Consider the following 18,794-nt stretch of genomic DNA (forward strand, 5'->3'; position numbering starts at 1 on the left):
CGCGGGGACGCCGGTGGTCGCGGGCGGCGCCGACACGCAGCTCGCGCTGCACGGCATCGCGGCGCGCGAGGGGCTGCCGACGATCGTCGCCGGCACCTTCTGGCAGACCACGGCCGTGACCGCGGAGCCGCTGATCGACCCGGAGCGGCGCCTGCGCACCCTGTGCCACGTCGATCCGGGCACCTGGATGGTCGAGGGCATCGGCTTCCTCTCCGGCCTCGCGATGCGGTGGTTCCGCGACGCGATGTGCCCCGACGCCGCCGAGCTCGGTCGCGCGTCCGGCACCTCCGCATTCGCCGTGATGGAGCAGTGGGCGGCCGAGGTCCCCGCGGGGGCGAACGGCGTGGTCGCGACCATGGCGAACGTGATGCAGGCCGACGCCTGGCACCACGCGGCCCCCGCGTTCGTCGGCTTCGACATCAACGACGCGGCCCGCTCCTCGCGCGGCGCGTTCATCCGGGCGATCGAGGAGTCCGCGGCGATCGTCGCCAGCGCGCACCTCGAGATCTTGTCGTCGCTCACCGCCGGGCGCGCGGTCGCCGAGGGCGCCGTCACGTTCACCGGGGGATCCAGCGCGGGCGCCCTGTGGCCGCGGGTCATCGCGGGCGTCACCGGGCTCGACACCCGCGTCACGCCCGCACCCGAGGCCACCTCGTACGGTGCCGCCCGGCTGGCCGCCCGAGGTGTCGGCGCAGAACTCCCGCCGATGGGCGAGCCCGACCGCATCGAGCGCGTCGACCCCGCCGAGCACGAGCGGTACCGCGCCGTGACCGCCCGCTGGCACCGCGTCTACCGGGACGTGATGTCGATCTCGGGCGCCGACCTGCCCCCGCTGTTCACCCCGCCCGGCGCCGCCCGCGGCCCCCTCGACCCGCCCCCCGCCCGACTCTCGACCGCCGGTCACGCCGGCTGACGACCACGACGACCACCCGACACCGAAGGAGACACCCCATGGCAGACCTCGAAGGCAACGCCTCCGCGAAGCAGTTCCACGCCGACCAGCCCGCCGTCCGCTTCACGCAGAACATCCGGGGAGCGGCGAACCTCGACTGGGGCATGCAGAACCGCCTGTCCCGCATCCTCGACCCGCAGACCGGGCGCACCGTGATGCTCGCGTTCGACCACGGCTACTTCCAGGGACCCACCTCGGGGCTGGAGCGCATCGACCTGAACATCGCGCCGCTGGCCGCGCACGCCGACGCCCTCATGGGCACCCGCGGAGCCCTGCGCACCTCCATCCCGCCGGCGACCAGGGCCGGACTCGTGCTGCGCGCCTCGGGCGGCCCGTCGATCCTCAAGGACCTCTCCGACGAGTACACCGCGATGGCGATGCAGGATGCGGTGCGCCTCCACGCCGACGCCGTGGCCGTGCAGGTGTTCGTCGGCGGCGAGCACGAGAGCCGCAGCATCCGCAACCTCACCACGCTCGTCGACCAGGGCTACGACGCGGGCATCCCGGTGCTCGGCGTGACCGCGGTCGGCAAGGAGCTCGTGCGCGATGCCCGCTACCTCGGTCTCGCGACCCGCATCATCGCGGAGCTCGGCGCCCAGCTCGTGAAGACGTACTACTGCGAGGAGGGCTTCGAGGACGTGGTCGCGGGGTGCCCGGTGCCCGTCATCATGGCCGGAGGCAAGAAGCTGCCCGAGCTGGACGCCCTCACGATGGCCTCGAACGCCGTGCGCGCGGGGGCCGCCGGAGTGGACATGGGCCGCAACATCTTCCAGAGCGCCCACCCCGCGGCCATGATGCAGGCCGTGCGGGCCGTGGTGCACGACGACACCGACCCCGCCGACGCCTACGAGCTGTTCCGCGAGGCCACCGAGACGCGGGTGCTCGCATGAGCGCCGACGTGCTGCGCAGCGCCGAGGCCGCCCTCCGGTTCGGCGACTGGGGCCCCGGTTACCTCGCGCAGGGCGACGACGCGGCGTTCGGCGTGGTCGTGCTGCGGCCCGGCGACGAGTTCGCCAACCACCTCCACGAGCACCACACCGAGTCGTTCGTGGTGATCGAGGGGCGCGCCGAGATCTGGCTCGACCGTGACACCCGTCGCGTCGTCGAGACCGGCGACGTGCTGCGCGCCGCACCGCACGAGGAGCACTTCGTGCGGAACCCGTTCGACGAGACCTTCCGCGCCGTGTTCGTGAAGACCCCCTGGGTCGACGGCGACAAGGTCGACCGCCCCTGGACGCCCGACGCCTGAGCGCCCTGAACCCGCACCACCCTCACCCGAGCACGAACCCCTCACCCGAGAAAGAACATCGAAAGGACAGCACCATGAGTGTGCAACGACGCTCCTCATCCCCCGCGCGGCTGACGCGCCGTGCCCTGCCCGTCATCGCCCTGGCGTCCGCCGCGGGCCTCGTGCTCGCCGGCTGCTCCGGCGACGCGGGGGGCTCCGGCGGCGACGGCGGCGACAAGACCCTCAAGGTCCTCATCGCCGCCCCGCAGGAGGGCGCGGGCAAGATCCTCGAGGAGGACTTCGAGGCCTCCACCGGCGTCGAGGTCGAGGTCGAGGTCGTGCCCTACGACCAGATCCAGACCAAGGCGATCCTCGACGCGCAGTCCGGCACCAACAACTACGACGTCATCCAGTACTGGTACACGTCGGTCGGCGCGCTCGCCGACGCCGGGGCGCTCGCCGACATCACCGACTGGGTGGAGTCCGACGAGGACATCGACTCGGGCGACTTCATCGAGGCGATCTTCGGCCCCTACTCGCAGTACGAGGACGCGACCTACGGGCTGCCGATCGACGGCGACACGCACGTGCTCTTCTACAACAAGGCGATCTTCGAACGGAACGGCGTCGAGGTCCCGACCACGTGGGACGAGTACGTCGAGGTGTCGCAGAAGATCACCGACGCCGAGAAGGCGAACGGCGTGTACGGCAACGCGCTGCTCGGCTCGAAGAGCGCGTTCAACATCGGCTCGACCTTCTTCAACCGCCTCGCCACCATGTCGCCCGACCCGATCGACCCGCAGATGCCGCAGCTCGACACTGAGTACGCGGTGGCCGCGGCACAGTCGATGCTCGATGCCTCCGGTTCGGCGCTGCCCAGCCCGCTGGAGATCGGGTTCGAGCAGGCGCTGCCGCAGTTCCTCTCCGGCTCCGTCGGCATGATCGAGTTCTGGACCGACCTGGGCGTGTTCGCGCAGGACCCGGAGCAGTCGAAGATCGTCGACGGCTGGGGCGTCGCGCCGCTGCCGGTCGGACCCGAGGGCAAGGTCTCCGGAGCGCTGAACGCCGGCTGGGCGATGGGCATCAGCCCGAACGCCAGCGACGAGGACCTCGCGAAGCAGTTCGTCGCGTTCGCCTCGTCGAAGGAGACGAACGAGAAGCTGATCACCACGACCGGTTCCGGTGTCGACCCCACGCGCACCTCCACCCTGGAGAGCCCGGAGTACATCGAGTTCGCGCCGGAGGTGTCGGCCGTCGCCGCCCAGGTGCTGCCCAACGCGCAGTCCTGGCCGACCTCGCCGCAGGCCCCCGAGATGATCCAGTCGCTCAGCGACAACCTCGCGCTCATGCTGCAGGGCAGCCTGACCGCGGAAGAGGCGATGCAGCAGACCTGGGACACCTGGCAGTCCCTGGCCGACTGATCGCCTCGTCGAACCCGAAAGGACAGCTCATGTCGCAACCCGTCACCTCCCGGCGCCGCGCCCGACGCGCGTCGTGGACGGGCCGCGCCCTGCTGGCGCCCGCCATCCTCGCGATCGTGATCATCGCGATCTACCCGCTCGCCTACATCGTCGCCGCGTCGTTCTCCGACTCGTCGCTGGGGCGTCCGTTCGCGGACTGGGTCGGGTTCGACAACTTCGCGGCACTGCTGGGGGACGGGGTCACCCTCCCGTCCCTCGGCAGGTCGCTGCTCTTCGCGATCCCGTCCGCCCTGATCGCCCTCGTCGCCGGTCTCGTGGTGGCCCTGTCACTCGACGCGGCCGTCAAGGGCGGACGGATCATCCGGGTGCTGCTCCTGCTGCCGCTGATGACGCCGCCAGTGATGGCGGGCGTGATCTGGAAGCTCATGCTCGCCCCCACCGGCGGGCTGCTCAACAACATCGGTCAGTCGTTCAGCCCGGGCGCCGAGCCGTTCCTGTTCCTCGGCTCGAGCCCGGCGGCGATGGTCTCGCTGATCGTGGTCGACGCGTGGCAGTGGACGCCCTTCTGCGTGCTGCTCGTGTTCGCCGCGCTGCAGACCCTGCCGACCGAGGTGTACGAGGCCTCGCAGGTCGACGGCGCCGGGGTGTGGCAGACGTTCTGGCGCATCACGTTCCCGCTCGTGCTGCCGAGCCTGGTCACCGTGCTGCTGCTCAAGCTCGTGGTGTCGTTCAAGGTGTTCGACCTGGTGTTCATCATGACCGGCGGCGGACCCGGCTTCGACACCACCGTCAGCAGCTTCGCGATCTACCGCACCGGGTTGCAGACCTTCGACGTGGGGGCTGCCGCCGCGCAGACCATCGCGTTCCTGGTGCTGGTCACCATCGTCATCCTGCCGCTCAACGCCGTCCGGCAGCGCCTGCACAGGGAGAGCTGACATGTCGCTCACACTCCGCACCTCCGACCACGCCTCCGACAGCGCGACCGTCACGCTGGTCGTGCCGGACGCGCGCCGCCGTCGTCGCCGCAGCCGCACCTCGAGCATCTCGCGCCCCGGTCGCCCGTCCGTGCTCGTCACCGTCGTGAAGTGGGTCGTGATCCTCGTCGCGATCGTGCTCGCCCTGCTGCCCGTGCTGTACATGGTGGGCATGTCGTTCAAGAGCCCGGACGACATCCTGTCCACCCGCATCCTGCCCTCGCGGCTCGCGTTCGAGAACTGGGTGGGCGCGTTCGAGAACTGGCCCATCCTCACCTACCTGCGCAACTCCCTCGGTGCCGCGCTCGTGGCGGTGCTGGTGTCGCTCGTCGTCTCGATCCCCGCCAACTACGCCATGGCGCGGCTCCGCGCGGGCGGGAAGCAGACCCTCGGGCTGATCGTCTCCGCCTACGTCGCCCCGCCGATCGTCGCGATCATCCCGCTGTTCGTGCTGGTGCGCACCGCCGGGCTGATGGACTCCGTGATCGGGCTCGGCATCGTGGAGGGCCTGCTGCTCACCCCGGTCGCCGTGTGGCTGCTCGACGGGTTCTTCCGCGCGATCCCGTTCGAGGTCGACGAGGCCGCGCAGATCGACGGCTGCGGACCGCTGCGCACCCTGTGGGCGGTCATCCTCCCGCTCACCGCGCCCGGCATCGTGGCCGTGTCGATCATCGTGTTCATCCTCGCGTACAACGACTTCCTCATCCCGCTGCTGCTCACGCAGAGCATCGACTCGCAGACCCTCCCGGTCGGCATCGCGCTCATGCAGGGCGGCCGCGAGGTGATGTTCGGGCAGATGGCCGCCGCCAGCCTCGCCGGCCTCATCCCGATCTACCTGCTCGCGCTGTTTCTGCAGAAGTGGCTCGTCGGCGGGCTGACGCAGGGGAGTGTGAAGTAGCCCGAGGACGCGATGGTCCGAGTGCGGGGTCGGAGACGTGCCGGGCGGGGTGGTCCGGGGTGCGTCTGTGAGGCCGCGACAGGGGCGGAGCGGGGGATGGATCGCGTCAGGGGGCGGGGCGGCGCGCGATCGAGATCGAGTCGGCGGCGGCGAGGCGTCGGAGGTGGGCCGTGATGCGGGCCCGGAGATCGTCGTGCTGCGGGCCGAGGCGGGTGGCGGCGTCGTGCCAGTTCGAGGGGTCGTAGCGCCAGACGGGCCGGGACTTCAGGTCGGGCGCTTCCCGCTCGTAGCGGGGCCAGATGTGGGCGTGGACGAAGGCGTCGGTGTTGCCGAGGATGTCGATGTTGATGCGACGGAACGCCGGATCGACCTCTCGGCAGGCGTACTCCACGGCCGTGGCGAGGAGGTCGACGGCGGCGAGGAACCGTACCCGTTCCTCCCGCGGCAGGTCCGCCAGCGCGGTGGCCTCCGGATCCGTGCCGAGCAGCACGCAGTAGCCGGGGAGGAACTGCACATCGCCGATCACCGCGTAGCCGCCGGGCAGTTCGGCGAGCAGCGTCGGGTTCTCTCCCCGCGCGGCGGAGCGGATGCGGTCGTCACGCCAGTCCATGCCGCCGATGCTATCGACGGGTGCTCCGGCGGGGACGATCGGGTCGCGAGGGCGTGGTCTGCGAGCTCGTTCCGTCGGGCGCCACCGTGCGGTTCGTGGAGGGCGTCGGTGGCCTTCTCGCCAGTCCGAAATCCCGGTTCTCGATTCGAACAAAGATACGAAACTCGCCGCCGTCGACGGTAGAATCGGGGCATGTCCACACTCTCCGGTTTGCACGAGGCGATGTCCCGCCTCGACGCCGCGTGGGGTGGCGCGGGCGATCCGATGGACCTGAACCGCGAGCAGTTGATCGCGGTGAACGACGCGATCGGCGTGCTGCGGAGACGCCTCGACGCGGTGCACGTGTCGGTGGGAGCGGGCATCGCGAGGGAGTCGCGGCCTGAGCTCGGAGCCGGCAGCCTGGCGAAGCAGCAGGGCTATCGGAACCCGGCGAGGCTGATCGCCGCGACGACCGGAGTCTCGACGGGAGAGGCGGCGCGACTGGTGGCGGTGGGCGAGGCCACGGCCCCGCGCGCCGACCTCCTGGGGCAGCGACTGCCGGCGAAGTACCCGTCCGTGCGGGAGGCGTTGGCTGCGGGTGCGCTCGGTGCGCCGGCGGCCGCGCTGATCGTCGCGATGCTCGACCGGTGCCGCGTGGCCGTGGGTGCTGCTCGGGTGGCGGAGGCCGAGCGGGTGCTGGTGGAGCAGGCGGCGGGGTTGTCGGTGGATGAGGTGCGGCGGTTGGTGGTGCGGGCGGAGGCGTGGGTCGATCCGGATGGGGTGGAGCCGCGGGCGGAGGAGCAGCGGTCGCGTCGGTCGTTGACGCTGTTCGAGCGTGACGGGATGGTGCATCTGAACGCGGTGCTGGATGCGGAGACGGCGGCGCCGGTGGTGGCGGCGATCCGGGGGTTCGTGTCGGCAGCGTTCGCGGCGCGTCAGGAGGCGCCGGATGCGGGTGCGCCGGATGCGGACCGTCGTACGGTGCCGATGATCCAGGCGGATGCGTTGGCGGCGTTCGCGGGGCACGTGCTCGGGTGTGCGGCGCGGTTGCCGCTGGCCGGGGCGACGGTGGTGGTGCGGGTGGGTCTGGGGGATCTGGAGGCCGGGTCGGGGGCGGCGCAGGTGGACGGGATCGATCAGCCGGTGAGCGTCGGGGCGGTGCGGCGGATGGCGGCGGGCGGCGGGGTGATCCCGTGTGTGCTCGGCGGGGGCAGTGAGGTGTTGGACTGGGGGCGGGAGAAGCGGTTGTTCACCCGGGCGCAGCGGCTGGCGCTGGTGGAGCGAGACGGGGGGTGTGCGATGTGCGGGTTGCCGCCGGAGATGACGAAGGCGCATCACATCCGGTGGTGGTCGCGCGACCGCGGGCCGACGGATCTGTCCAACGGGGTGCTGCTGTGCGAGACGTGTCACCATCGAATCCACGACAACGGGTGGGACATCCACATCGACAGCGGAGAACGCGCCAGTGGTGGCGGTGGTAGCGGCGGCGGGATGGCGAGGGTGTGGTTCGTGCCTCCGCGGTACATCGACCCCGCACGCACGCCTCGGCTCGGTGGGCGGGCCCGCTTCGACATCGCCGCCTGACGGGTGGTCGGGTGGTGGGGTGGGCTCCGTGGGCACGACGCTTCGACGCTTCGACGCCGTGGGATGCGCGACGCGAGCCGGTCAGCGGCTGCGGCCGACTCCGGCGGCGCGCAGGCGATCAGCGATCAGGATGCCGAGGGCGGTGGCGGCGACACAGCTCGCGAGTGTGATCGCGAAGAAGAGCAGCTGCACCGGAAGGGTGAAACCGCCCAGGTCGAACGACGCCCACGCGAGCAGGGGATACACGACCCCCACCACCACGGCGCCGACGTAGTGCAGCCACGTGCCCCAGTAGCGCCACATCACGAACAGGAACGGCAGCTCGGTGAAGGCCGCCCACCACAGGTTCGTCGCCACACTGCCGAAGCCGTACCCGGAGAACGGCACGATCACGAGCCCGGCCAGCAACCCGACCAGCAGACCCACGAGCGGTGCGCGCAGCAGGCGCAGGGCGATCACCGACGGCAGCAGCCACAGGCCGGCGAGAGCGACGCTCACGAATGGCAGCCCCGGGAACAGGATCGTCGACACCCAGTTCGCGGGAGCGAGCAGCAGCCCGCCGGCCACGCCCAGCGCGGCGCACGTCAGCAGCAGCGCCGTCGGGAACCGGAAGCGCCGTCGTCTGCCGGATACCCCGCCGTCCGGCGCGCTCATGCGAGGGTACCGAGGTTCGCGGGTTCCGGCGCGTTCGTGTGATCGGGTCCGCCATCCGTAGCTTCCGGCGCGCTCGTGTGATCGGGTGCGCCGTCCGTAGTTTCCGGCGCTTTCGCGTGATCGGGTGCGCCGTCGGCCGTATCCTGAGCGCTCATGCGAGGGGTTCCGACGCGGCCTCGCGGGCGGCCTTCGACGCGGGCGACGCCGCGCCGACCTTCCAATACCCGCAGAAGCTCACGGCGTTCTTGTCCACGCCGCGCTCGCCGACGAGGAGCCTGCGGGCACCGGAGGCCAGCGACTGCTCCCCGGCCGCATAGGCGTGGAAGGGCGCGCTCGGAAGCTCGCTCCGGCCCAGCGCCTCCAGGGCGAGAGCACCGGGCGCCGCGTCGTGGGGGCGCACGATCCAGACCACGTCGAGCCCCGGAGGGCGCGGGAAGTCCAGGGCGTCGTCCTCGGCCGGCACCTCGACGATCGCGGTACCGGTGGCGTGCGCCGGCAGCGAGGCGGAGATCCCGGCGATTGCGGGCAGCGCGGTCTCATCGCCGACGAGCACCACGCGATCGGTCCCCCGCTGCGGGTTGAACGTGAGGCCCTCGTCGATGATGAGCACGTGCTCGCCGGGCTCGCAGGTCTCCGCCCACCGCGAAGCCGGGCCCGCCGTGCCGTCGGCCGCAGAACCGTGCAACACGAAGTCCACGTCGATCTCCGCCCCCGCCTCGGAGGTCGCCGTCCGGAAGGCGCGCACCGTGTAGTTGCGCATCACGGGCCGCTCGCCGTCGGGGATGCGCAGGAACTTGAGATAGCCGAACATCTTGTTCGCCTTCGCCGGCACCCGGTCGAGACCGGCCTCGCCGCCGATGGGCAGGAACAGCCGGAACCACTGGTCGTACCCCATCGGGCGGAACCGGTCGATCTCACCGGCGCCGAGCGTCACACGGATCCAGTGCGACGAGAGCCGTTCAGAGCGCAGCACGGTGAGGTGCAGGAGTTCGGTCGTCTCGGGCTTGACCATCTTGCTGAATGCCATGGAGTGCCTTTCAGGAGAGGGGGAGCTGCCAGGGGAAGAAGACGAGGAAGATCGCCGCCGAGGTGAGGAGCATCGCCACGGTGAACACGGTGTCGCGCACGCGGAACGGCACCAGGTGCCGCTCGGTCCGCGTCGGATGCGCGCCGAACGCCCGGGAATCCATCGCCAGGGCCACGCGCTCGGCATGCCGGATGGCCCCGGCGAGCAGCGGCACGATGTACCCCCAGCCCCGGGCGATGCGGGAGAGAGGACCGCGCCCGCCGTGATAGCCGCGCACCCGGTGCGCCGCGCGGATCACCGCCAGCTCGTGCCCGAACCGCGGCACGAAGCGGAACGCCGCCAGAGCCGTGTACCCGATGCGGTACGGCACCCGCAGCTGCTGCACGCTCGCCCGCACCAGGTCGGAGCCGCTGGTGGTGAGGCCGCCCACCAGCGCCAGCGCGACGATCGCCCCCAACCGCAGCGCGGTGGCCGCACCGATCGTGAGCGCGCCGCTGTACAGCCTCCAGTCGCCCACCGAGAGCAGCGCCGGGGTGCCGTCGACCCGTGCGGCATCGACCCACAGCGAGAACCCGACGGTGACCGCGAGCATCCCCAACGGCAGGCCGAGCAGCAGCAGCGCGAGCAGCCGCCCGGTGACCCTGGCTCCGGACAGGATCAGCACGTACGCGAGCGCGAGGAACGCGGCGGGCGTTGCGAGATCGCGCACGAACACGAGCAGCACCATCCCGGGCGCGAACCCCGCGACCTTCGCGAGCGGGTTGAGCGCATACAGGAACTGGTGCGGCGCCGTCGCGGTGAGACGCGCGTACGGGTCGAACGCGGTGCCGGTGCTGCCGCTCACGACGACGCCTCCGGGTCCGGAGCGGGGGCGGGTGCGGGTGCGGATGCAGGGATGAGTCCGGACGCGGCGGTGCGTGCGGGGGACTCCGCGGTGAGACCCGCGGCGGCGAGCACGCGCTGCACGTCGGGGAGGCGCAGGCTCGCGTCGGTGAACACCGCGGGGTCGGCGAACAGCTCCGCGGTCGGCCCGGCGGCGTGCACCCGGCCGTCCGCAAGCACGACCGTGTGCGTGGTGTGCTCGGCGACCAGCGAGAGGTCGTGCGTGACCAGCACGATCGTGGTGCCCTCCGCGCGCAGGGTCCGCAGCAGCGCGAGCAGTTCGGTGGCGCGCGCGCGATCCTGGCCGAACGTGGGCTCGTCGAGGGCGAGCACCCGGGGCCGCGTGATCAGGGCGGTGCCGACCGACAGCCGCCGCTTCTCGCCGCCCGACAGCAGGAACGGGTGCACGTCGGCCTTGTGCGTCAGCCCGAATCGGTCGAGCATCTCGGCGACCCGCGCCGCGATCTCGTCGTCCGTCACGTGCCGCAGTCGCAGGCCGTGGGCGAGCTCGTCGAACACGGTCGCCGCGATGAACTGGTGCTCCGGGTTCTGGAACACGAAGCCGATGCGGGCGGCGAGATCCCGCGGGGAGGCGGTGCCCGGATCGATGCCGTCGACCGACACCTGCCCCTTCGGCGGCGGCACCACACCGGCGAGCGCCTGGATGAGCGTGGTCTTGCCCGCCCCGTTCGCCCCGACGATCGCGGTGAGGGTGCCCGCGGGCAGATCGAGGTCCACCCCGTGCAGGATCTCGGTGCGCCGTCGCTTCACCGTGAGCCCTCGCGTGCGGATGATCGACTCGCCGGGCCGGTTCGCGGCGGCGCCGGATTCGCGGGATTCGTCGGATGCGTCGGGCACGGCGTCGCGCACAGCGAGCGCCGTCGCGAGCTCGTCCGGGGTCAGCGGCAGCGGATCGAACCGGTGCCCCCGCTCCCGCAGGCGCAGCGCCGCGAGGGTGGCCCCCGGCAGCCACACGCCCATCGCGAGCAGCTCGTCCGCGTGCGCCCTGATCGTCTCCGCGGCCGGTCCGTCGAACGCGACCCGCCCCTCCGGGTCGAGCACGATCGTGCGGGTCACGAAGGCCATCGCGGCGTCGAGGTTGTGCTCCACGAGCAGGATCGCGCGATCCCCAGCGGCCACCACCTCCGCGAGCGCGGCGTACACGTCGTCGATGCCCTGCGGATCGAGGTTCGCGGTGGGCTCGTCCAGCACGATCAGCGGCGACCCCATCGCGAGGGCGCAGGCGATCGCGAGCCGCTGCCGCCCGCCGCCGGACAGGTGGTCGGGGTTGTCGTCGCGGCGGTCCCACAGGCCCACGCGCCGCAGCGACTCCGCGACGCGCTCCCGCACCACCCCGACGGGGAGCAGCAGGTTCTCGGGCCCGAACGCCACCTCGTCGTACACGGTGCCCGTGACGATCTGCGCGTCCGGGTCCTGGAACACCATGGCCACGTGCGTGCTGAGCGTCGCGGTCGCGGTGTCCGCGGTGTCGAGTCCGCCCGCCTCGACCGTGCCGGTCATGGTCGCCGGGAGGGCGTGCGGGATGAGGCCGTTGAGCGCCAGGGTGAGCGTGGACTTCCCGGAGCCGGACGGACCGAGCAGCAGCACGACCTCGCCGGGCCGGATGTCGAACGACACATCGCGCGGGGAGGGGTGCGCGGCACCGGCGTGGGTGAGCGAGAGCTCGCGCACGCGGAGGAGGGGCGCGGATGGGCGCACGGCAGGTCCCGGGCTCGACGGAGGGTGTGCCTCTAACTTAGCTGAGCCTTACCTGTGTTATCCAGCGAGGCTCCGGGGTTAGCGGCGGGCGACCCCGGCCCGGCGCAGCGACGTGCCGACCGCGAGGCCGATCGCGGTCCAGGCGATCGGGCCGAGCACCGAGATCGCGAGGTAGAGGATCTGCGCCCACACCGGCATCACCGACAGGTGGGCGGCGAAGAACACCACGACCGCGACGATCACGCCGATGATCGCGGCCGAGACGAAGAAGCGCCAGGCGCCCCAGGAGCGGTACCGCGTGAGCGCGGCGACCCCCTCCTGGATGAGCCCGAACAGCAGCGCGGTGCCGATGAAACGCAGCGCCCACGCCGGATTGAACGCGCTCGCGATGAGCGCCGCGAACACGTGCGTGATGAGCGCGACGAGCGGCAGCCGCAGCACCTCCTGCGCGATGATGCCCGGCAGCACGTGCGACCCGAGCACGAGCCCGTAGAGGAACAGCAGCGGGCTCGCCAGCAGCACCGGCGTGACCCACCCGGCGATCCCGCCGAGGAGGCCCGTCGCGACACCGATCGCGGCGCAGACGAGCAGCACGCGGGTCGTGAGGACGGGGGTTCGGGCCACCCCTCCAGCCTACCGGCGACCTTTGCCCGACCCGGCCGTCGCGCACCCTGGCCGATCGGCACGACCGGGGATGACCATCGTTCAGTTCTCGATCCGGCGCCGAGGAGCGGGGTTATCGTGATCCGCGGTGCGGCAACGACGCCGCTCCGTGATCATCGGGAGCGAGATATGGGTCGAACACCCCTCCGGATGGCAGCGGCCGCCACCCTGGCCACGCTGTTCATCGCATCGACGGCAACCGCCGGCCACGCAGCGACCGGGGAGGTGACACACCCCGTTCCGGTCGCGGGAACCCCCGGGCACTACATCGTGGTCATGAAGGCCGACCCCCTCGCCAGCTACGAGGGCGACGTCAAGGGGCTGAAGGCGACGAAGCCGGCCGAGGGCGAACAGCTCGAGACGCAGTCGCAGGACGCGCAGCGCTACGTGAAGCACCTCGAGTCCGAGCAGTCCACCCTCATCAACGACGTCGGCGTGACGCCGGACACGACGTACCAGGTCGTGCTCAACGGGTTCAGCGCCGACCTCACGGGCGAGCAGGTGGATCAGCTCCGGGCCTCGAAGGACGTTCTCGGGGTGTTCCCCGACGAGATCCGTCACCCCGATGCGCTGACCTCCACCGACTACCTCGGCCTCGGCGACGACCGCAAGGGCCGCGGCGGGGTGTGGCAGCAGACCGGAGGCGTGAAGAAGGCCGGAGAGGGCGTCGTCGTGGGTGTGATCGACACCGGCATCGCCCCGGAGCATCCGTCGTTCGAGGGCAAGAAGCTCAAGCAGCAGAAGAAGCAGAACGCCCGGCACAAGGGCCAGCAGCCCTACACCGACGGCACCTACGTCTACTTCGACAAGTCCGACGGCGGGCAGTTCCGCGGCGCGATGGTCGAGGGCCAGGACTGGGACACGAGCGACTACTCGACCAAGCTCATCGGCGGGCAGTACTTCTTCGCGGGAGCCCAGGCCGCCGGCTTCGACTTCCAGTACGACTACCTCTCGCCGCGGGACGGCGACGGCCATGGCTCGCACACGGCGAGCACGGCGGCGGGTGAGTTCGGGGTGGAGGCTGCGATCGAGGGCGTCGACTTCGGGACGATCTCCGGCGTCGCGCCCGGCGCGAAGGTCGCCGCATACAAGGCCTGCTACGTCGGGCCCGACACGACCGTGACCACGGACGACATCTGCGCGCTGAGCGACCTCGTCGCCGCGATCGACCAGGCCGTCGCCGACGGCGTCGACGTGATCAACTACTCGATCGGCGGCGGTGCGGCGAGCACCGTGATGGCACCAGAGGACCTAGCGTTCCTCAACGCGGCGGCCGCCGGTGTGTTCGTCGCGACCAGCGCCGGCAACGACGGTCCCGACCCGGTCACGGCCGACCACGCCTCGCCGTGGTACACCACGGTCGCGGCCTCCACCATCCCCACGTGGGAGGGCACCGTGCAGTTCGACGGCTTCGCGCAGGCCGGCGCCTCGGTGAGCGTGCCGTTCGGTGAGAGCGTCTCCGGGCCCTCGATCGCGGCACAGGATGCCGCGGCACCCGGAGCGGTGGACGCGACGCTGTGCCTGACCGGCACCCTCGACCCGGCGAAGGTCGCCGGACACATCGTGGTCTGCGACCGCGGCGGCAACGCGCGCGCCGAGAAGTCGCAGGTGGTGAAGGACGCGGGTGGCCTCGGCATGGTCCTGGTGAACGTGCCCGGCGGTGCCGACTCGCTCGACAACGACTTCCACGCCGTGCCGACCGTGCACCTGAACGCCGTGCACCGCGACGCGGTCCTCGCGTATGTGCGGGGCGGAGTCGACCGTCCGATCACCCTCGTCGGCGAGAACACCACCGGCGTGACCACGCCGACCCCGCAGATCGCGGGCTTCTCCAGCCGCGGCCCGGTCCTGGCCGACGGCAACGACGTGCTCAAGCCCGACGTCGCCGCTCCCGGCGTCGCCATCCTCGCCGCCACGCACAACGCGCCGGGCGAGCAGCCGACGTTCGGCATCCTCTCCGGCACGTCGATGGCCTCCCCGCACATCGCGGGCCTCGGTGCACTGTACCTGGGCGAGCATCCGCGGGCGACGCCGGCGGAGATCCGTTCGGCGATGATGACCACCGCCTCCGACACCGTGCTCCCCGACGGCTCGAAGAACACCGACCCGTTCGAGCAGGGCGCGGGGCAGGTCGACGCGCGGCGATACCTGAACCCGGGTCTGCTGTACCTCAACGGGTTCCGGGACTGGGCGGCCTTCCTCGACGGGAAGGGGCTGTCGGACTTCCCCGGCATCGAGCCCATCGACGGCAGCGACCTGAACCAGGCGTCGATCTCGATCGGGTCGCTGGCCAGCGCGCAGACCGTCACCCGCACGGTCACCTCGACGGAGAAGGGCGTGTTCACCGCGAAGGCCTCCGTGCCGGGAGTGAACGTCACCGTCACGCCGTCCCAGCTCACGTTCGACAAGCCGGGGCAGTCGAAGACCTTTACGGTCACATTCGACAGCACCAGCGCCCCGGTCGAGCAGTGGGCCACCGGTTCGCTCACCTGGACGAGCGCGAAGAACACGGTGCGCTCGCCGATCGCGGTGTATCCGGTCACGGCGGATGCTCCGGGAGAGGTCACCGGCAGTGGCGTCGACGGGAGCACGACGGTCGACATCATCCCCGGCCTCGACGGCGATCTGGCACTGAACCTCTCGGGTCTCACCCCGTTCCAGCTCCTCACCGATCCGGACAACCCGGTCGAGGGGCACTCCGGGAACGAGAACTCGGGCGACGCGAACAAGGACGTGGCGTGGATCGTCGACGTGCCGGAGGGCGGCACGCTCTCGCGGTTCGATCTCGACTCCTCCGACGACGAGGGCAGTGATCTCGACCTCACCGTCTACCGGGTGGTCGCGCCGGACGACCTGCGCTACTACGAGCGCTGGCAGTCGGCGACGGGCTCGGCCGACGAGCAGGTCACGGTGCCCACGCCGACCGCCGGCACCTACCTCGTGGTGGCGAACGTGTATGCGACGACCGGACCGATGACGTGGGACATGACCTACGCCACCGTGCTCCCCGGTGACCAGGGCGCGTTCACGGCGACGCCGAACCCCATCGCCGCCGTGCGCGGGGAGAAGACGAGCTATGAGCTGAGCTGGACCGGCCTGACCGCCGGCACCCGCTACCTCGGTCTCGTCCAGTACGGCGACTCCGCCGTGCGCACCGTGGTGACCGTCACCACCCCGGCCGACGTCGCCCCGGCGCCGGCCCCGACCCCGGAGCCGACGCCGACCCCGCCCCCGGCGACCGACGCTCCCGGGTGAGCGGGGGAGCGCCGGACACGGACGCGTGACACACGGCCGCACGACGGACACCCGTCGTGCGGCCGTGCCGTCGTCGCGGCCCATCGCCCGCCGGGGTACCGCGGGCGTCCGTTCATCGCGTGATCGACACCGCTCGTCGCACCGTCCGCCGATCGGCGCGCGACCGCGGGGCGGGCTTCCTAGCGTGGGAAGACGCAATGATGCGTCCACCGAGGAGAACCCCATGACCGCACCTTCGTCGCGCCGCCGCGACGGCGCCGGGCTCGTCGACGACGAACCCGTCATCGAGACCGACCCGACCCTCCCACCCGTCGCCCTCTCCGCCGAGCACGAGGCGAAGAGCCGCCGCTGGACCCTGCCGAAGATCCTGCTCTGGACGGCGATCGCCCTGCTCGGCGGCGTCGCCTGGGTGATGCTCGCCATCGTCCGCGGCGAGACCGTGAACGCGATCTGGTTCGTGTTCGCCGCCGTCTGCACCTACCTGATCGGCTACCGCTTCTACTCCAAGGTCATCGAGCGGTACATCACCCGCCCCGACGATCGCCGTGCGACCCCGGCCGAGGTCAAGCAGGACGGCAAGGACTACGTCCCCACCGACCGCCGCGTGCTGTACGGGCACCACTTCGCCGCGATCGCCGGCGCCGGTCCGCTCGTGGGCCCCGTGCTCGCGGCGCAGATGGGCTATCTCCCCGGCACCATCTGGATCATCGTGGGCGTCGTGCTCGCGGGCGCCGTGCAGGACTACACGGTGCTCTTCTTCTCCATGCGCCGTTGCGGTCGCACGATCGGCCAGATGGCGCGGCAGGAGCTCGGCAAGATCGGCGGCACCGCGGCGATCATCGCCTCGCTGCTCATCATGCTGATCATCGTCGCGATCCTCGCGCTCGTCGTCGTCAACGCCCTCGGGGAGAGCCCGTGGGGCGTCTTCTCCGTCGCGATGACGATCCCGATCGCCCTGTTCATGGGCGTGTACCTGCGCTACCTGCGGCCCGGCAAGGTGACCGAGGTGTCGATCATCGGCTTCGTGCTGCTCATGTTCGCGATCATCGGCGGCGGCTGGGTGGCCGGCACCGAGTGGGGTCAGGCGATCTTCCACCTCGACCGCACCACGATCGCGTGGGGCATCATCGTCTACGGCTTCATCGCCGCGGTGCTGCCGGTGTGGCTGCTGCTCGCGCCGCGCGACTACCTCTCCACGTTCATGAAGATCGGCGTGATCGTGATGCTCGCCGGCGCCATCGTGCTGGTGCGCCCCGAGATCTCGGTCCCCGCGATCAGCGTGTTCGGTGAGAACGGCATGGGCCCGGTGTTCGCAGGTCCGCTCTTCCCGTTCCTGTTCGTGACGATCGCGTGCGGAGCCCTGTCCGGCTTCCATGCGCTGATCGCCTCCGGCACCACGCCCAAGCTCGTGGAGAAGGAGCGGCAGACGCGCTTCATCGGCTACGGCGGCATGCTCATGGAGTCGTTCGTCGCGATCATGGCCCTCGTCGCCGCGATCTCCATCGACCAGGGCATCTACTTCGCCATGAACGCGCCATCCGCGGCGACCGGCGGCACGGTCGAGGGCGCTGTCGCGTTCGTGAACTCGCTCGGGCTGACGGGCGTGAACCTCACCCCCGACATGCTCACCGGCACGGCCGCCGCGGTCGGCGAGGAGTCGATCGTGTCCCGCACCGGTGGCGCGCCGACGCTCGCGCTGGGCCTCGCGCACATCATGCAGCAGGCCCTCGGCGGTCAGGCGCTCATGGCGTTCTGGTACCACTTCGCGATCATGTTCGAGGCGCTGTTCATCCTCACCGCGGTCGACGCCGGCACCCGCGTGGCCCGGTTCATGCTGCAGGACTCGATCGGCGCCTGGTTCCCGAAGTTCCGTGACGTGTCGTGGCGCCCCGGGGTGTGGATCTGCACCGCGATCATGGTCGCCGGCTGGGGAGCGATCCTCATCCTCGGCGTGACCGACCCGCTCGGCGGCATCAACACGTTCTTCCCGCTGTTCGGCATCGCCAATCAGCTGCTCGCCGCGATCGCGCTCGCCGTGGTGCTCGCGATCGTCGCCAAGCGCGGCCGCAGCTACTTCCGGTGGCTGTGGATCATCGCGCTGCCGCTCGCGTTCACCGCGGTCGTCACCATCACGGCCTCGCTCTACAAGATCTTCTCGCCGGTCCCGGCGATCGGATACTGGGCGAACCACTTCCGCTACCGGGAGGCGCTGAGCTCGGGAGACACCGCGCTCGGAGAGCCGCAGGTGCTGGAGGCCGTGATCCGCAACACCGCGGTGCAGGGCACGCTGTCGATCATCTTCGTGGTGCTCGCGATCGTCGTGATCGTCATGGCCGTGATCGCGACCGTGAAGGCCATCCGCCACGGCGGCGGAGAGAACACCGAGGACGCCCCCGTGGCCTCCCGGCGCTTCGCCCCCGCGGGCTTCCTCCCCGACGCGGAGGAGCGCGAGCTGGAGAAGCAGTGGGAGCCGATCCTCGCCGAGGAGCGCGCGGCCGCGCGGCACTGAGATGACCGACACCGTGCATCGGACGGATGCCGCGACCACCCCGCTGCGGGCGCTGTGGAGCGCCCTCGGCCGGGCCGGGCGCGGCATCCGCTGGTACATGACGACGCTGATGGGCGACACCGCGTATGCGACCTACGTCGCCCATCACCGCCGTCACCACCCCGACGAGGAACCATTGACCGAGAGGCAGTTCTGGCGGCAGCGCATGGACGACCAGGACCGCAACCCCGGTGCCCGCTGCTGCTGACGCCCTTCGTCTCGCGTCCCTAGGCTGAACGAATGAACGACGTCGTCCTCGCCGCGGTGCTGGGAGTGCTCGGCGGCATCGCGCTCACCGTGCTGCTGCTGCTCGCCCGCCGGTTCGCGCGGGGCGCCACCGACCTCGGCAGTGACGCCGAGCAGGGAGCCCTGCGGGCGCTGCACCAGGCGAGCCTCGCCG

16 protein-coding genes are annotated in these 18,794 nt (G+C 71.2%); 10 read left to right on the forward strand and 6 right to left on the reverse strand.

The genetic code is table 11. The features are described from left to right. From DW309_RS12875 to DW309_RS12900, 6 genes are all read left to right on the forward strand, one after another. On the forward strand, nt 1-913 hold a 913-nt coding region (locus tag DW309_RS12875; RefSeq protein WP_240753212.1), incomplete at its 5' end, for an FGGY-family carbohydrate kinase. A 38-nt stretch (nt 914-951) separates the two neighbouring features. Next, nucleotides 952-1,842 carry a 3-hydroxy-5-phosphonooxypentane-2,4-dione thiolase gene (gene lsrF, locus DW309_RS12880; RefSeq protein WP_136033997.1) on the forward strand — a complete coding sequence of 297 codons (891 nt, stop codon included), beginning with the start codon at nt 952-954 and terminating at the stop codon, nt 1,840-1,842. Further along, on the forward strand, nt 1,839-2,201 hold the full coding sequence (locus tag DW309_RS12885) for a cupin domain-containing protein (protein ID WP_136033995.1): 363 nt from the start codon (nt 1,839-1,841) through the stop codon (nt 2,199-2,201). Before lsrF ends, DW309_RS12885 begins: the two co-directional genes overlap by 4 nt. Before the next feature lie 74 nt (nt 2,202-2,275). Further along, nucleotides 2,276-3,601 (forward strand): ABC transporter substrate-binding protein, encoded by a 1,326-nt coding sequence (locus DW309_RS12890; RefSeq protein ID WP_136045607.1) that lies wholly within the window; start codon nt 2,276-2,278, stop codon nt 3,599-3,601. Nucleotides 3,602-3,630: 29 nt separating this feature from the next. Next, entirely contained in the window at nt 3,631-4,536 is a 906-nt protein-coding gene (locus DW309_RS12895; RefSeq protein WP_136045608.1) for a carbohydrate ABC transporter permease, read from the forward strand. 1 nt (nt 4,537) lies between these two features. Then, nucleotides 4,538-5,473, forward strand: a complete 936-nt coding sequence (locus tag DW309_RS12900; RefSeq protein ID WP_136036765.1) for a carbohydrate ABC transporter permease — start codon at nt 4,538-4,540, stop codon at nt 5,471-5,473. 106 nt (nt 5,474-5,579) lie between these two features. Here the strand turns inward: DW309_RS12900 and DW309_RS12905 are convergent, their stop codons facing one another. After that, on the reverse strand, nt 5,580-6,083 hold the full coding sequence (locus tag DW309_RS12905) for an HIT family protein (RefSeq protein ID WP_205812760.1): 504 nt from the start codon (nt 6,081-6,083) through the stop codon (nt 5,580-5,582). Between the two features lie 192 nt (nt 6,084-6,275). Between DW309_RS12905 and DW309_RS12910 the strand changes: the two genes are divergently transcribed. Continuing rightward, nucleotides 6,276-7,646: an HNH endonuclease signature motif containing protein gene (locus tag DW309_RS12910; protein ID WP_240753214.1), complete on the forward strand. Its 1,371-nt coding sequence runs from the start codon at nt 6,276-6,278 to the stop codon at nt 7,644-7,646. A gap of 81 nt (nt 7,647-7,727) precedes the next feature. On the opposite strand, the gene DW309_RS12915 is transcribed toward DW309_RS12910, so the two are convergent. From DW309_RS12915 to DW309_RS12935, 5 genes are all read right to left on the reverse strand, one after another. After that, nucleotides 7,728-8,300: an ECF transporter S component gene (locus tag DW309_RS12915; RefSeq protein WP_136045609.1), complete on the reverse strand. Its 573-nt coding sequence runs from the start codon at nt 8,298-8,300 to the stop codon at nt 7,728-7,730. Between the two features lie 151 nt (nt 8,301-8,451). Then, entirely contained in the window at nt 8,452-9,327 is an 876-nt protein-coding gene (locus tag DW309_RS12920) for a siderophore-interacting protein (protein ID WP_136045610.1), read from the reverse strand. Nucleotides 9,328-9,337: 10 nt separating this feature from the next. Then, nucleotides 9,338-10,171 (reverse strand): energy-coupling factor transporter transmembrane component T, encoded by an 834-nt coding sequence (locus tag DW309_RS12925; RefSeq protein ID WP_136045611.1) that lies wholly within the window; start codon nt 10,169-10,171, stop codon nt 9,338-9,340. After that, nucleotides 10,168-11,928: an ABC transporter ATP-binding protein gene (locus DW309_RS12930; RefSeq protein ID WP_136045612.1), complete on the reverse strand. Its 1,761-nt coding sequence runs from the start codon at nt 11,926-11,928 to the stop codon at nt 10,168-10,170. The genes DW309_RS12925 and DW309_RS12930 overlap by 4 nt, the downstream gene beginning before the upstream one ends. Before the next feature lie 78 nt (nt 11,929-12,006). After that, nucleotides 12,007-12,552 (reverse strand): ECF transporter S component, encoded by a 546-nt coding sequence (locus DW309_RS12935; RefSeq protein WP_136033981.1) that lies wholly within the window; start codon nt 12,550-12,552, stop codon nt 12,007-12,009. Between the two features lie 189 nt (nt 12,553-12,741). On the opposite strand from DW309_RS12935, the gene DW309_RS12940 reads away from it, so the two are divergent. The 3 genes from DW309_RS12940 (at nt 12,742) to DW309_RS12950 (ending at nt 18,602) form a co-directional block, all read left to right on the forward strand. Continuing rightward, on the forward strand, nt 12,742-15,846 hold the full coding sequence (locus tag DW309_RS12940; RefSeq protein ID WP_168387271.1) for a S8 family peptidase: 3,105 nt from the start codon (nt 12,742-12,744) through the stop codon (nt 15,844-15,846). A 223-nt stretch (nt 15,847-16,069) separates the two neighbouring features. Continuing rightward, the gene (locus DW309_RS12945) at nt 16,070-18,355 is read left to right on the forward strand and encodes a carbon starvation CstA family protein (protein ID WP_136045614.1); all 2,286 of its coding nucleotides are present in this window, start codon (nt 16,070-16,072) and stop codon (nt 18,353-18,355) included. A 1-nt stretch (nt 18,356) separates the two neighbouring features. Next, nucleotides 18,357-18,602: a YbdD/YjiX family protein gene (locus tag DW309_RS12950; RefSeq protein WP_205812761.1), complete on the forward strand. Its 246-nt coding sequence runs from the start codon at nt 18,357-18,359 to the stop codon at nt 18,600-18,602. Nucleotides 18,603-18,794: the final 192 nt, after the last annotated feature.

The sequence above is a fragment of the Microbacterium sp. K41 genome (genome assembly GCF_004794395.1).
Taxonomy (GTDB): Bacteria; Actinomycetota; Actinomycetes; order Actinomycetales; family Microbacteriaceae; genus Microbacterium; species Microbacterium sufflavum.

Excerpts from the sequence above, each read along its gene's own strand:
- lsrF (WP_136033997.1), top strand. The coding sequence starts at position 952 with ATGGCAGACCTCGAAGGCAACGCCTCCGCGAAGCAGTTCCACGCCGAC.
- DW309_RS12885 (WP_136033995.1), top strand. The coding sequence starts at position 1,839 with ATGAGCGCCGACGTGCTGCGCAGCGCCGAGGCCGCCCTCCGGTTCGGC.
- DW309_RS12890 (WP_136045607.1), top strand. The coding sequence starts at position 2,276 with ATGAGTGTGCAACGACGCTCCTCATCCCCCGCGCGGCTGACGCGCCGT.
- DW309_RS12895 (WP_136045608.1), top strand. The coding sequence starts at position 3,631 with ATGTCGCAACCCGTCACCTCCCGGCGCCGCGCCCGACGCGCGTCGTGG.
- DW309_RS12900 (WP_136036765.1), top strand. The coding sequence starts at position 4,538 with ATGTCGCTCACACTCCGCACCTCCGACCACGCCTCCGACAGCGCGACC.
- DW309_RS12905 (WP_205812760.1), bottom strand. The coding sequence starts at position 6,083 with ATGGACTGGCGTGACGACCGCATCCGCTCCGCCGCGCGGGGAGAGAAC.
- DW309_RS12910 (WP_240753214.1), top strand. The coding sequence starts at position 6,276 with ATGTCCACACTCTCCGGTTTGCACGAGGCGATGTCCCGCCTCGACGCC.
- DW309_RS12915 (WP_136045609.1), bottom strand. The coding sequence starts at position 8,300 with ATGAGCGCGCCGGACGGCGGGGTATCCGGCAGACGACGGCGCTTCCGG.
- DW309_RS12920 (WP_136045610.1), bottom strand. The coding sequence starts at position 9,327 with ATGGCATTCAGCAAGATGGTCAAGCCCGAGACGACCGAACTCCTGCAC.
- DW309_RS12940 (WP_168387271.1), top strand. The coding sequence starts at position 12,742 with ATGGCAGCGGCCGCCACCCTGGCCACGCTGTTCATCGCATCGACGGCA.
- DW309_RS12945 (WP_136045614.1), top strand. The coding sequence starts at position 16,070 with ATGACCGCACCTTCGTCGCGCCGCCGCGACGGCGCCGGGCTCGTCGAC.
- DW309_RS12950 (WP_205812761.1), top strand. The coding sequence starts at position 18,357 with ATGACCGACACCGTGCATCGGACGGATGCCGCGACCACCCCGCTGCGG.